Origin of the sequence: Mycobacterium sp. E2497 (assembly GCF_001668695.1) — a bacterium.
Lineage (GTDB): Bacteria > Actinomycetota > Actinomycetes > Mycobacteriales > Mycobacteriaceae > Mycobacterium.
In genome coordinates, this window is sequence record NZ_LZKD01000266.1 from 20,600 (window position 1) to 33,610 (window position 13,011).

Below are 13,011 nucleotides of genomic sequence, written 5' to 3' on the forward strand. Positions count from 1 at the left end.
CATGCTGCGCGTTGCGGTTCCCAACAAGGGCACGCTGAGCGAGCCGGCCAGCGAGATTCTCTCGGAGGCGGGCTACCGGCGCCGCACCGATTCCAAGGACCTCACCGTCATCGACCCGGTGAACCAGGTCGAGTTCTTCTTCCTGCGGCCCAAAGACATTGCGATCTATGTGGGTTCGGGGCAGCTGGACTTCGGCATCACCGGGCGGGATCTGGTCCGCGACTCGGACGCGCCCGTGCGCGAACGCCTGGCGCTGGGTTTCGGGTCGTCGAGTTTCCGGTATGCCGGACCGGCCGGGCGCGACTGGACGACGGCCGATCTGGCCGGCAAGCGGATCGCCACCGCTTACCCGAATCTGGTCCGAAAAGACTTGGCGGAACGGGGCATTGAGGCCACCGTCATCAGGCTCGACGGGGCGGTGGAGATTTCGGTGCAGCTAGGGGTGGCCGACGCCATCGCCGACGTGGTCGGCTCCGGCCGTACCCTGAGCCTGCACGACCTGGTGGCCTTCGGCGACCCGCTGTGCGACTCGGAGGCGGTGCTGATCGAACGCGCCGATCCGGACGGCCAGGACGGGACGCGGGCGGCGCGCGATCAACTGGTGGCGCGGATCCAGGGCGTGGTGTTCGGGCAGCAGTATCTGATGCTCGACTATGACTGCCCGCGGTCCGTGCTCGACAGGGCCACGTCGATCACGCCCGGGCTGGAGTCGCCGACCATCGCGCCGCTGGCCGACCCGGATTGGGTCGCCATCCGCGCGCTGGTGCCGCGTCGGGGTGTCAACGAGATCATGGATGAGCTGGCCGCCATCGGCGCCAAAGCGATTCTGGCGTCCGACATCAGGTTCTGCCGGTTCTGACCGCATGGGTGCGGTGCCTGCGGTTGTGTTAGCGTCCGCCTAGGGCTGCTTGCCCGTGTCACGCCCATGGGCCGTCATCCCTAACGTTGCCGGGTCGTTCCCCAGGAGGGTCTTCGTGACACATGCGCTTGTTCTGCTGCTGGCTTTGCTGATCGGTGTCGTCGCCGGGCTGCGCTCGCTGACGGCTCCCGCCGTGGTCGCCTGGGCCGCCTACCTGGGCTGGATCGACCTGCACGGCACGTGGGCCTCCTGGATGGCCAACATCATCACCGTCGTCGTGTTCAGCGTTCTGGCCGTCGGCGAACTGGTCAACGACAAGCTGCCCAAGACGCCGGCCCGCACGGCGCCACCGATCTTCGCCGCCCGGATCGTCATGGGTGGGTTGGCGGGCGCGGCCCTGGGCGCCTGGCCGCACTGGACCTTCTCCGCGCTGGGTGCGGGCGTGATCGGCGCGGTGCTCGGCACCCTCGGCGGCTACCAGGCACGCAAGCGGCTGGCCGCGGTGGCCGGCAAGGACCTGCCCATCGCGCTGCTGGAGGACGCGGTTGCGATCGTCGGCGGACTCGCCATCGCCGCGGTGACGGGGCACGTCCTGACCGAATACCTGCTGTCGGCCGTTAAGTGACGGCCCTTAAGTGACGGCCCTTAAGTGACAAAGCATTTCGACGCGATCATCGTCGGCGCCGGTCAGGCCGGCCCACCGCTGGCGGGGCGACTGACCGCTGCCGGGCAGCGGGTCGCGCTGGTGGAGCGCAAACTGATCGGCGGCACCTGCGTCAACACCGGATGCATCCCGACGAAGACGCTGGTGGCCAGCGCGCACGCCGCTCACCTGGCCCGCCGCGGGGCCGATTACGGCGTGGCGACCGGGCCGGTCAGCGTCGACATGGCGAAAGTCAAGGCGCGCAAAGACGAAATCATGCTGGGCGACCGCAAGGGTGTCGAGGACTGGCTGGCGGGCATGGACGGCTGCACCGTCTTTCGCGGGCACGCCCGGTTCGAGGATCCGCACACCCTCAGCGTGGACGGCGACCTGCTGCGCGCCGACCGCATCTTCCTCAACGTCGGTGGCCGCGCCGTGGTCCCCGACATTCCGGGGCTGTCCGACGTGGAGTTCCTCACCAACGTCTCGATTCTCGAATTGGACGCGCTGCCGGCCCATCTGGTCATCCTCGGCGGCAGCTACATCGCGCTGGAGTTCGCGCAGATGTACCGGCGCTTCGGGGCCCGGGTGACGGTGGTCGAGAGGGGTGCGCGCCTGGCGTCGCGGGAAGACGAGGACGTGTCCGCCACCGTCCGGGACATCCTGGAGGACGAGGGCATCGACGTCGTCGTCGGCGCCGATGACGTGCGAATCAATAAGACCGACAGCGGGTTCGAGCTCACGCCGCGCGCGGGCGCCGTCCCCATCGCCGGGAGTCACCTGCTACTGGCCGTGGGCCGGCGGCCCAACACCGACGACTTGGGGCTGGAAGCTGCCGGCGTGCAAACCGACGCCCGTGGCTACATCGTGGTCGACGACCAACTCAAGACGAACGTCGAGCACATTTGGGCGATGGGGGACTGCAACGGTAAGGGGGCCTTCACCCACACCTCCTACAACGATTTCGAGATCGTTGCCGCCAACCTGCTCGACGGTGACCCGCGGCGCGTGAGCGACCGCATCACCGCCTATGCGCTCTACATCGACCCTCCGCTGGGGCGCGCGGGGATGACCGTCGACCAAGTCCGCGCATCGGGCCGCAAGGCGCTGGTTGGTAAGCGGCCCATGACACGAGTCGGCCGGGCGGTGGAAAAGGGTGAGACGCAAGGCTTCATGAAGGTCGTGGTCGATGCCGACACGCGGGAGATCCTGGGAGCGGCCATCTTCGGCGTCGGTGGTGACGAGGCGATTCACGCCATCCTCGACGTCATGTCGGCGAAGGCACCCTACACGACGCTGGCGCGGACCATGCACATCCATCCCACCGTCAGCGAACTCGTTCCCACCATGCTGCAGGAGATGACACCGCTAGGGGACTAGTGGCGATCGCCACCGTCAATCTAGCGCGCGGTGGGTGCCGGCCGACGGGACCGGCGCCGCCTGGGACGAGTGCCCGACGCGCCGCGCGGGGCGGCGGGGGTGGGCGCCGACCGACGGACCTCCGTCGGAGCGGGCGCGACGGCCTGGCGGGGCGCGGGCTGGCCGGCCAGGGCGTGGATGACGGGGGAGGCTGCGGTGACTTGCTGGGGAACGGCGCGGATGGCCGCCTTGCGCATCATCGATTCGGTGTCCCGGCGTTGCTCGGGCAGCGCGATGGTGACCACGTCACCGGAGGCGCCGGCGCGGGCCGTGCGGCCGGATCGATGCAAATAGGCCTTGTGCTCCGCGGGCGGGTCGACGTGGACCACGAGCTCGACGTTGTCCACGTGCACGCCGCGCGCGGCGATGTCGGTCGCGACTAGCACTCGCGCTTGTCCAGCCGCGAACGCCGCCAGGTTCCGGTCGCGCACGTTCTGGGACAGGTTGCCGTGTAACTCCACCGACGCGATGCCGGATTGGGTGAGCTGGCGGGCCAGCTTCCGGGCCTGGTGCTTGGTTCGCATGAAGAGGATTCGCCGGGAGTCTCCCGCAGCCAGCCGGTGTACCAAATCCCTTTTCGCTTGCGGCCCGTCGACGCAGAAGAGGTGATGTGTCATCGCGGGAGTCAGGGACGTCGGCTCTGCGATCGATCGCGTCACCGGGTTGGTGAGAAATCGCTTGACCAGGGTGTCGACAGCGGCATCGAGAGTAGCCGAGAACAGCATCCGCTGTCCGCCCGCGGGCGTGGCCGCCAGGATGCGGGTAACGGTGGGCAGGAAGCCCAGATCGGCGAGGTGGTCCGCCTCATCGATGACCGTCACCTGTACCGCGCTCAGCTTGACGAGGCCTTGCTTCATCAGGTCTTCCAGGCGACCTGGGCAGGCGACGACGATGTCGACGCCCGACTTCAGCGCCGCGGCCTGCTTGTGCTGCGGCACCCCGCCGAAGATGGTGGCCACGCGTAGGCCCCGAGCCGCGGCGAGCGGCGCGATGGTCGCGGCGATCTGTGTCGCCAGTTCGCGAGTGGGCGCCAACACCAGCCCGGTCGGCATGCTCGGCCGGCGGTTGCCGGCATCGAGGCGGCTCACCAGCGGAATCGAGAAGGCGAGCGTCTTGCCGCTGCCGGTCTTGCCGCGGCCCAACACGTCACGGCCGGCAAGCGTGTCCGGCAGTGTTTCAATCTGGATCGGGAACGGTCGGTGGACGCCGCCCTTGGCGAGCGCGTCAACCAGCGGTGCGCTCACCCCGAGGTGAGCAAAAGTTGTGTCTTCAAGCATTTTTCAGTTTCCCTAAAGCGTCGGTGGTAGCGAGATTGCCCGTCTGGCAACATCGATCGCCGCGACTCGAGGCTGTGCGGTGCGCACCTGGTCATCTCGGACTCGGCGCCCCGCGGGGATCTGAGAAGAAATAACGAATCGATCACGACGTGCTGGCAAGCCATTCGGCGCCAACGTTGACAAAGCATATCGCACTCTCCGCCGAACCCACTCCGTCCGGGTGGTTATGCCGTAATGACCCTTGTCACATCGGTAAAACCGTCAGAGGTCACGCTGCCGGTTCGTTTGGATGCGAAATACCTTGCACCAGCGCGTAATCCGGCCAGCCGGGGTAGGCCGGCGGTGTACCACCGAACAGCGGGCAATGCTGCCGGTGGGGGCACCAGTCGCACAGCCGCGACTGGCTGGGGCGGAAATCGCCCGTCTGGCCCGCGGATTGGATGGCGCGCCAGATCGCCATCAGGGTTTTCTCGAAGCGCACTAACTCGTCGTGGTCCGGCGAGTAATCCAACACCTGCCCGTCGGCCAGATAGATCAGTCGCAGCCGGGTGGGCGGCACGCCGCGCGTGCGCAGCAGGGCCACCGCATAGAACTTCATCTGGAACATCGCCTTGAACTCCGCCAGGGCCCGCGCGGCCGGCGGCGCCTTGCCGGTCTTGTAGTCGACCACGCGCAGCTCCCCGGTAGCGGCGACGTCGATCCTGTCGATGAATCCGCGCAGCAGCGTGCCGTCGGCGAGCTCGACCTCCACGCGCTCCTCGCAGCATTGCGGATCGAAGCGGGTCGGGTCCTCGAGCCGGTAGTAGCCGGACAGCAGCGCGCGTGCCTCGGCCAGCAGCTGGCCCCGCTGCTCGGGATCGAACTCACCGGCCAGGTCGGGCGCCGAGGCGATCACGTGGTCCCAGGCCGGTTCGAGCAGCGACAGGGCGGTGTCGGGATCGCGCTGCGCGGCGGGCAGCCCATAGAGGTGCTGCAGGGCGGCATGCACCACCGAGCCGCGCAGCTGGGCGGCCGACGGCGCCTCGGGCAAGCGGTCGATCGCGCGAAACCGGTACAGCAACGGGCACTGCTTGAAGTCGGCCGCCCGCGACGGCGACAGCGCCGGTCTCGACCGCACGCTCTCCTGCAGTTGGTCGGTCATGCCCGCAGCGTAGAACCGGGTGCCGACAACCCCGGGCACCGCCCGCGGCGAGTCGGCTGGCACGCTAGACGGCGTGTCCGCAACCGGCCCGTTCACCGTCGGGGAACGCGTCCAGCTCACCGATGCGAAGGGCCGGCACTACACGATGTCGCTCACGCCCGGCGCGGAGTTTCACACCCATCGCGGCTCGATCGCCCACGATGCGCTGATCGGGCTCGAGCAGGGCAGTGTGGTCAAGTCCAGCAACGGCGCACCCTTTCTGGTGCTGCGCCCGCTGCTGGTGGACTACATCATGTCGATGCCCAGGGGCCCCCAGGTCATCTACCCCAAGGACGCCGCGCAGATCGTGCACGAAGGCGACATCTTCCCGGGCGCCCGCGTCCTCGAGGCCGGGGCGGGTTCGGGTGCGCTGACCTGCTCGCTGCTGCGCGCGGTGGGGCCCGGCGGGCGGGTGGTCTCCTACGAACAGCGCGCCGATCACGCCGAACACGCCCGCCGCAATGTGTCGGTGTTCTTCGACGGGGCGCCGGAGAACTGGGAGCTGATAGTCAGCGACGTCGCCGACTCGGACATGCCCCACGGCTCCTTCGACCGCGCCGTGCTCGACATGTTGGCCCCCTGGGAGGTGCTCGACGCGGTCTCGCGGCTGCTGATTCCCGGCGGGGTGCTGATGGTCTACGTCGCGACCGTGACCCAGCTGTCGCGGGTCGTGGAGGCGCTGCGGGCGCAGCAGTGCTGGACCGAGCCGCGGTCGTGGGAGACGCTGCAACGCGGCTGGAACGTGGTCGGCCTGGCAGTCCGGCCCCAGCATTCGATGCGCGGGCACACTGCGTTTCTGGTTTTTACGCGGCGGCTCGCGCCCGGCGTGGTCGCGCCGGCGCCGTTGGGGCGCAAGCGCGAGGGCCGCGACGGCTAGTCGTCGCTGCGCTGCAGCCCCCGCCGCACCGAGAGCAGCTCGAACTCCGGATGCGCGGCCACCAGCCGTTCGGCCGCGTCCAGAACGTCGACCGCATGGCTGCGGTCACCGGACACCGTGGCCACCCCGATTCCCGCCCGTCGATACAGCTCGGGTGAACCCGTCTCCGCCGCCGACACGCTGAACTTGCGTCGCAGTTCGGCGACCACTGGGCGGATCACCGACCGTTTCTGTTTGAGCGATCGGACGTCGCCCAGCAACACGTCGAATTCGAGCCAGCCGACCCACATGCCGCGGCTCAACCGGGCGGGCTCGGGGCCGGAACAGGGGCCGGCTCGGGAGCGGGCGCCGGAGCCGGGGGAGGGTTGGACGGCGGCGGCACCGCCGTCGAGTTGCCCAGTGTCAACAGCATCTCGGCGGTTCGCCGGGACAACTGCCAACCGCCTTGAAAGGGCGTGAATTCCATGGGGAAGTGGAAGCTGCCGTTAGCGGGCTGGGCCGTGTTGACGTCGATCGCCGCCACCACGTCCGCGGGGGTCTTGTCCGACCAGGCGATGTCGTGCGCGACGAAGGTCATGGGGAGGTAGCCGTTGTCGCGCAACGCGTTGGTGAACTTGTCCAGGCTGCCTGCGCTCTCGGGGGTCGCGCCTTCGACCAGACTCACCTTGTTGATGCCGGGTACGTTCGGGTCGGCGAGCCGGGCCAAGATGTCGGTAAGGGCTTCGGGCGGCGGCAGCGGGGTAGTCGGAGAGACGACAACGATGCTCGACGTGGCCGGTGCCGCAGCGGGCGCGGAGGAGGCGATTCTGGGTTGTTGATGCGACGAGCATCCCGAGATCCCGACCGCCACCACGACGGCGGCGGCACTCAAGGTCGCGCGCAGGTGCCGGTGCATCCAGTCGATCAGGCCGGTCGCGGGGTAGGGGCGCTCGCCGAAGCGGGTGCCCGCCGCGCGGTGGGGCCAACGGGTGCAACTGAACTCACACTCGCGGTCGCCACGCCGGCGCCGGTCGTGCCGACCAAGCCCGTGGCGAGGCTTTTTGCGGTCACTCTGCCACCTCCTAGGGCCCTTTCGATCAGCGAGATTAGTGGCCGAGATTACCAGCGTGACGAAAATCTTAACTTTTCGTGGGTATTTGACTCCGCACATCATTGGCCAATCGCCGGTAGCTTTGAAGTATCCACCGCGCCAATTAGGTGTGGGAAAGGAGCGCAACATGGGTGGCTCAGAGCGTTCTGAATCATTCGGTATCCCCCACGAGTCAGGCATGTCCAGCGGCGATGCTGCCGAGTTGGAAGAACTACGCCGCGAGGCAGCGTTGCTGCGCGAGCAACTCGAGCACGCAGCCGGGACGCAGGGCGGCACCCGGTCGGCACGTGATGTGCATCAGCTCGAAGCCCGGATCGACTCGCTGGCGGCCCGGAACTCGAAGTTGATGGAGACGCTCAAAGAAGCGCGCCAGCAACTACTTGCGCTGAGGGAGGAAGTCGATCGGCTGGGGCAGCCGCCGAGTGGCTACGGCGTGTTGCTGGGTACACACGAGGACGACACGGTCGACGTGTTCACCTCCGGTCGCAAGATGCGCTTGACCTGTTCACCGAACATCGACGTCTCCTTGCTGCGGAAGGGCCAGACGGTTCGTCTCAACGAGGCGCTGACCGTGGTCGAGGCCGGCACGTTCGAATCGGTCGGCGAGATCTCGACGTTGCGCGAGCTACTCGCCGACGGGCACCGGGCGCTGGTCGTCGGCCACGCCGACGAGGAACGCATCGTGTGGCTCGCCGAGCCGCTGGTCGCCGAGGACCTCCCGGAGGGGCACCCCGACGCGCTCAACGACGACAGCCGCCCGCGCAAGCTGCGGCCGGGCGACTCGTTGCTGGTCGACACCAAGGCGGGCTACGCGTTCGAACGCATTCCCAAGGCCGAGGTCGAAGACCTGGTCCTCGAAGAGGTGCCCGACGTCAGCTACTCCGACATCGGCGGCCTGACCCGGCAGATCGAGCAGATCCGCGACGCCGTGGAGCTGCCCTTCCTGCACAAGGAGCTGTACCGGGAGTACGCGTTGCGCCCGCCCAAGGGCGTGCTGCTGTACGGTCCGCCGGGCTGTGGGAAGACGTTGATCGCCAAGGCGGTGGCGAACTCGCTGGCCAAGAAGATGGCCGAGGTGCGTGGCGATGACGCGCGCGAGGCGAAGTCCTACTTCCTCAACATCAAGGGCCCCGAACTGCTGAACAAGTTCGTCGGCGAGACCGAGCGTCACATTCGGCTGATCTTCCAGCGCGCGCGGGAGAAGGCGTCCGAAGGTACGCCCGTGATCGTGTTCTTCGATGAGATGGACTCGATCTTCCGCACCCGCGGCACCGGCGTCTCGTCGGACGTCGAGACCACCGTCGTCCCGCAGCTGCTGAGCGAGATCGACGGGGTCGAGGGCCTCGAGAACGTCATCGTGATCGGCGCCTCCAACCGCGAGGACATGATCGACCCGGCGATCCTGCGGCCCGGCCGCCTGGACGTGAAGATCAAGATCGAGCGGCCCGATGCCGAAGCGGCGCAAGACATCTTCTCGAAGTACCTGGTCGAGACGCTGCCGCTGCACGCCGACGACCTCGCCGAGTTCGGCGGGGACCGCAGCGCCTGCATCAAGGCGATGATCGAGAAGGTCGTCGAGCGGATGTACGCCGAAATCGACGACAACCGGTTCCTGGAGGTCACCTACGCCAACGGTGACAAGGAAGTCATGTACTTCAAGGACTTCAACTCCGGGGCGATGATCCAGAACGTCGTGGACCGGGCGAAGAAGAACGCGATCAAGTCGGTGCTCGAGACCGGGCAGCCGGGTCTGCGCATCCAGCACCTGCTCGACTCGATCGTCGACGAGTTCGCCGAGAACGAGGACCTGCCCAACACCACCAACCCCGATGACTGGGCGCGGATTTCGGGTAAGAAGGGCGAGCGGATCGTCTACATCCGCACCCTGGTCACCGGCAAGAGCTCGAGCGCGTCGCGGGCCATCGACACGGAATCCAACCTCGGCCAGTACCTGTAAGGCCGTTCAGCCACGCCGGCACTCGAACCGGGCGCACCGCGCGCCACGGTTCGAGTGCCGGCCCTGTGCTGCCAGGGGTCACGCGCTCACCAGCGAGTAGCTGTTGGTCAGGTTGTCCTGCAGGACCTGGGCCGCCCTGCTCCTGGTGTCCACCCGCAGCTCCTCGGTGAGCACTCGCGGCTGGTAGGTCCACCCGGCGGGCAGGTCGAGACGGTCGGCGAGCCGTGGCAGGTCGTCCCGCGTCAGATTGGGGTCGGCGACCTGGCTCATGGTCTGCATCACCCAGCGCTGTCCCTGCGGATCGATGAGCTCGAAGATCTGTTCGCCGGCGTTGAAGACGAACACCGTGTGGCGGTTGACCTTGTTGGGGATGTATGGCGCCGGATTCATCGACGAGAGCAGAACCGTGGCCTGCTGGATCATCTCGATCCCGCCGAAGGTTTTCGTCACCTGCGGACCCTGGGTTTCTTTTTCGATGGCGTTCATCAGCCAGTACCGGGGACCGTTCAGCAAGGCTGCGGCCACACCGTTTTCGGCGGCGATGGCGTGTGGGTCGAGCGCGGACCACAGGTCGGCGGGGCAGTCGTTGAGCGGGAAGCTGTTGTAGACCGTTGCCTGCGGACCGGCTTCGCCGGCGGTTACCAGCAGCACTTCGCCGTAGCGTTTACCTGCCAGATCGAGCGCGTGTTTCCCGACGTGGTCGGATTGGGGGGCGGACACACGGTGAAGTTAGTCACTGCCGTCGGTGCCGTCAACAGCACGCGCGGGCGGCGCGGCGGCGCCACGGTAGCGGTTGCGCGCGATCAGCGTCGTGTGCAGGTCCTCGATCAGTGGGTCCAGGAAGGTGGAGCGGTACTCGACGTCGCCGGCTGCGCGGGCGCTGATGTACATGAAGGTCAGCGCGCCGAGGAACAGGCACATGTGCACCAGCGAATCCGCAACCGGCAGTGTGAATCCCAATACCGTCGCGGTGCTCTTGTAGGTGTGAGTCCATTCGTTGAGCAGTTCGGGGCTGAGCACGATCAGCCCCAGGATCAGGTAGATCGCGGCGGTGACCACCGCCACCACCAGGATCTGCGCCAGTTGGGAAGCGGCCAGAACGAAGACGACGTTGAGGCGTTCGGCTTTCCTCAGCGGTGCGCAGTCCGTGGCGTCCGGCATGGCCGCGAACGGCGTGCCGGCGAGGTGTTCGGTCTCTGCGGGCAGGGCCGCCGTCGACTTCAGCATCGGGCGGACCCGTTCCACCGTGGCGGAGACGACGAAGGCGGCCGCGATGGCGACGAGGAAGGCCATGGCCAGCCCCAGCCGGTTCCCGCTGATCGTCGCGGCCATCAACCAGACGTAGGTGTTGAAGAACACCAACGCGGTCAGCAGCACGACCGGCAGTGCCCGGACCGCCAGCGCGCCCACCATGGCGAAGTGCGACAGCATCATGCGCACCGCCCAGCCGACGACCGAGCCGACGCCGAGGCCGGTCAGGATCAGCACGAGGGCGATCACGGCGGCGTCCTGCTGCAGTTGCGCGGCGTCCGCGGTCGTCACCCCGACGCCGGCCGCGAACAGAACGGACGCGGTCGCGATCGCCGCGCGTGCCCGGCCGTTTCGCGACCGGGACACCAGCCAGCCCACGAGGGCCATCAGCGGGAGGACGAGGCCGACGATCACCAGCACGACCAGTTCGGAAGTCGTTGGGGTACCGCTGATCTCGACGTCGTGACCGCCGGTGATCAGGTACACCGGCAGGATGCAGGCCTGCAGCGTCGCATACGCCGCCAGCATGGGCGCCGAGCGCGGCCACAGCCGCCGCCACCGGGCACGCCTGGTCAAAACGGACGGCAAACCCCGCTCCAGGAACCAGCTTTCAGCCGCGCCGCTCGCCGAACCCCGGCGGCGCGGCGAGCGGCGCAGAGTTAGGTCCATGCCGGCTCACCCTACGGCGGGCAAGTCCCCTGCGCTGGGCGTTGAGCGACTGCAAACATCCGTCGGTTGCCCGCCCCGCCGCACGGGGCGCATCGTCGGCGGGTGGAGCTGGATTGCCCGCCTTCTCAACGCCCCGCCGCACGGGGCGCATCGTCGGCGGGCGGAGCTGGATTGCCCGCCTTCTCAACGCCCCGCCGCACGGGGCGCATCGTCGGCGGGCCTACGCTTAGGACATGCAACGGATTATCGGGACGGAGGTCGAGTACGGCATTTCATCGCCGTCGGACCCGACGGCCAACCCGATCCTCACCTCGACACAAGCGGTCCTGGCCTACGCCGCCGCGGCCGGGATCCAGCGCGCGAAGCGCACCCGCTGGGACTACGAGGTGGAATCACCGCTGCGGGACGCCCGCGGTTTTGATCTGAGTCGTTCGGCCGGCCCGCCACCGGTGGTCGACGCCGACGAGGTCGGCGCCGCCAACATGATCTTGACCAACGGGGCGCGGCTCTACGTCGACCATGCCCACCCCGAATACTCGGCGCCCGAGTGCACCGACCCGCTGGACGCCGTGATCTGGGACAAGGCCGGCGAGCGGGTCATGGAGGCCGCCGCCAGGCACGTCGCCAGCGTGCCCGGGGCCGCCAAGCTGCAGCTGTACAAGAACAACGTCGACGGCAAGGGCGCCTCGTACGGCGCGCACGAGAACTACTTGATGTCGCGGCAGACGCCGTTCTCGTCCATCATCGCCGGCCTGACCCCTTTCCTGGTGTCCCGGCAGGTGGTGACCGGCTCCGGGCGGGTCGGCATCGGGCCCTCCGGTGACGAGCCCGGCTTCCAGCTGTCCCAGCGCTCCGACTACATCGAGGTCGAGGTCGGCCTGGAGACCACGCTCAAGCGCGGCATCATCAACACCCGCGACGAACCGCACGCCGACGCCGACCGGTACCGCCGACTGCACGTCATCATCGGCGACGCCAACCTCGCCGAGACGTCGACCTACCTGAAACTGGGCACCACGGCGCTGGTGCTCGACCTGATCGAAGTCGGCCCCGAACACGGGATCGACCTGAGCGACCTCGTCCTGGCCCGCCCGGTGCATGCGGTCCACGCGATCAGCCGCGACCCTTCGCTGCGGGTCGCCGTGGCCCTGGCCGACGGCCGGGAACTGACCGGCCTTGCCTTGCAACGGATTTACCTCGACCGGGTGGCGAAGCTGGTCGACAGCCGCGACCCCGATCCCCGCGCGGCCGACATCGTCCAGACCTGGGCGCACGTGCTCGACCAACTCGAGCGCGACCCGATGGAATGCGCCGAGGTGCTCGACTGGCCCGCCAAGCTGCGCCTGCTCGAGGGTTTCCGGCAGCGGGAGAACCTGAGCTGGTCGGCGCCGCGGCTGCACCTCGTCGACCTGCAGTATTCCGATGTTCGGCTGGACAAGGGCCTGTACAACCGGCTCGTCGCCCGGGGTTCGATGAAGCGTCTGGTCACCGAACACCAGGTGCTCGAGGCGGTGGACAACCCGCCGACCGACACGCGCGCGTACTTCCGCGGCGAGTGCCTGCGCAGGTTCGGCGCCGACATCGCCGCGGCCAGCTGGGACTCCGTGATCTTCGACCTGGGCGGCGACTCGCTGGTACGCATTCCGACGCTGGAGCCGCTGCGCGGCAGCAAGGCGCACGTCGGAGCGCTGCTGGACTCGGTGGACAGCGCCGCCGAACTGGTGGAACAACTCACCAGCTAAGCCGGTTAGACCGGGGAACGTCGGGGTTGACCGGTAGGGTAGAGAAA

General features: G+C 68.0%; 12 protein-coding genes. 6 read left to right on the plus strand and 6 right to left on the minus strand.

Going from position 1 to position 13,011, the window contains the following annotated elements; genetic code table 11:
* The first annotated feature begins 1 nt into the window (after position 1).
* The 3 genes from hisG to A5713_RS25200 all read left to right on the plus strand — a co-directional run bounded on the left by hisG (position 2) and on the right by A5713_RS25200 (position 2,882).
* Positions 2–859, plus strand: coding sequence for an ATP phosphoribosyltransferase (gene hisG / locus A5713_RS25190; protein WP_068099019.1), 858 nt, complete (start codon positions 2–4; stop codon positions 857–859).
* A 115-nt stretch (positions 860–974) separates the two neighbouring features.
* Positions 975–1,484, plus strand: coding sequence for a DUF4126 domain-containing protein (locus A5713_RS25195; RefSeq protein WP_068099020.1), 510 nt, complete (start codon positions 975–977; stop codon positions 1,482–1,484).
* Between the two features lie 24 nt (positions 1,485–1,508).
* A complete protein-coding gene (locus tag A5713_RS25200) occupies positions 1,509–2,882 on the plus strand; it encodes an FAD-containing oxidoreductase (protein ID WP_068099021.1) in 1,374 nt (457 codons plus the stop codon).
* 20 nt (positions 2,883–2,902) lie between these two features.
* On the opposite strand, the gene A5713_RS25205 is transcribed toward A5713_RS25200, so the two are convergent.
* Together A5713_RS25205 and A5713_RS25210 are read right to left on the minus strand one after the other, a co-directional pair.
* Positions 2,903–4,198, minus strand: coding sequence for a DEAD/DEAH box helicase (locus A5713_RS25205; RefSeq protein WP_068099022.1), 1,296 nt, complete (start codon positions 4,196–4,198; stop codon positions 2,903–2,905).
* A gap of 268 nt (positions 4,199–4,466) precedes the next feature.
* Positions 4,467–5,339, minus strand: coding sequence for a RecB family exonuclease (locus A5713_RS25210; protein WP_068099038.1), 873 nt, complete (start codon positions 5,337–5,339; stop codon positions 4,467–4,469).
* A 73-nt stretch (positions 5,340–5,412) separates the two neighbouring features.
* On the opposite strand from A5713_RS25210, the gene trmI reads away from it, so the two are divergent.
* Entirely contained in the window at positions 5,413–6,255 is an 843-nt protein-coding gene (trmI, locus tag A5713_RS25215) for a tRNA (adenine(58)-N(1))-methyltransferase TrmI (RefSeq protein ID WP_068099037.1), read from the plus strand.
* Here the strand turns inward: trmI and A5713_RS25220 are convergent.
* Together A5713_RS25220 and A5713_RS25225 are read right to left on the minus strand one after the other, a co-directional pair.
* Positions 6,252–6,545: a DUF503 domain-containing protein gene (locus tag A5713_RS25220; protein WP_067919995.1), complete on the minus strand. Its 294-nt coding sequence runs from the start codon at positions 6,543–6,545 to the stop codon at positions 6,252–6,254. The genes trmI and A5713_RS25220 overlap by 4 nt on opposite strands.
* Positions 6,546–6,553: 8 nt before the next feature.
* The gene (locus tag A5713_RS25225; protein WP_068099023.1) at positions 6,554–7,150 is read right to left on the minus strand and encodes a hypothetical protein; all 597 of its coding nucleotides are present in this window, start codon (positions 7,148–7,150) and stop codon (positions 6,554–6,556) included.
* A 322-nt stretch (positions 7,151–7,472) separates the two neighbouring features.
* Between A5713_RS25225 and arc the strand changes: the two genes are divergently transcribed.
* Positions 7,473–9,302, plus strand: coding sequence for a proteasome ATPase (gene arc / locus A5713_RS25230; RefSeq protein ID WP_068099039.1), 1,830 nt, complete (start codon positions 7,473–7,475; stop codon positions 9,300–9,302).
* 78 nt (positions 9,303–9,380) lie between these two features.
* Here the strand turns inward: arc and A5713_RS25235 are convergent, their stop codons facing one another.
* A complete protein-coding gene (locus A5713_RS25235) occupies positions 9,381–10,022 on the minus strand; it encodes a hypothetical protein (RefSeq protein ID WP_068099024.1) in 642 nt (213 codons plus the stop codon).
* Between the two features lie 9 nt (positions 10,023–10,031).
* The gene (locus tag A5713_RS25240) at positions 10,032–11,222 is read right to left on the minus strand and encodes a hypothetical protein (RefSeq protein WP_068099025.1); all 1,191 of its coding nucleotides are present in this window, start codon (positions 11,220–11,222) and stop codon (positions 10,032–10,034) included.
* Positions 11,223–11,455: 233 nt separating this feature from the next.
* On the opposite strand from A5713_RS25240, the gene dop reads away from it, so the two are divergent.
* Positions 11,456–12,964, plus strand: a complete 1,509-nt coding sequence (gene dop / locus A5713_RS25245) for a pup deamidase/depupylase (protein ID WP_067919988.1) — start codon at positions 11,456–11,458, stop codon at positions 12,962–12,964.
* Positions 12,965–13,011: the final 47 nt, after the last annotated feature.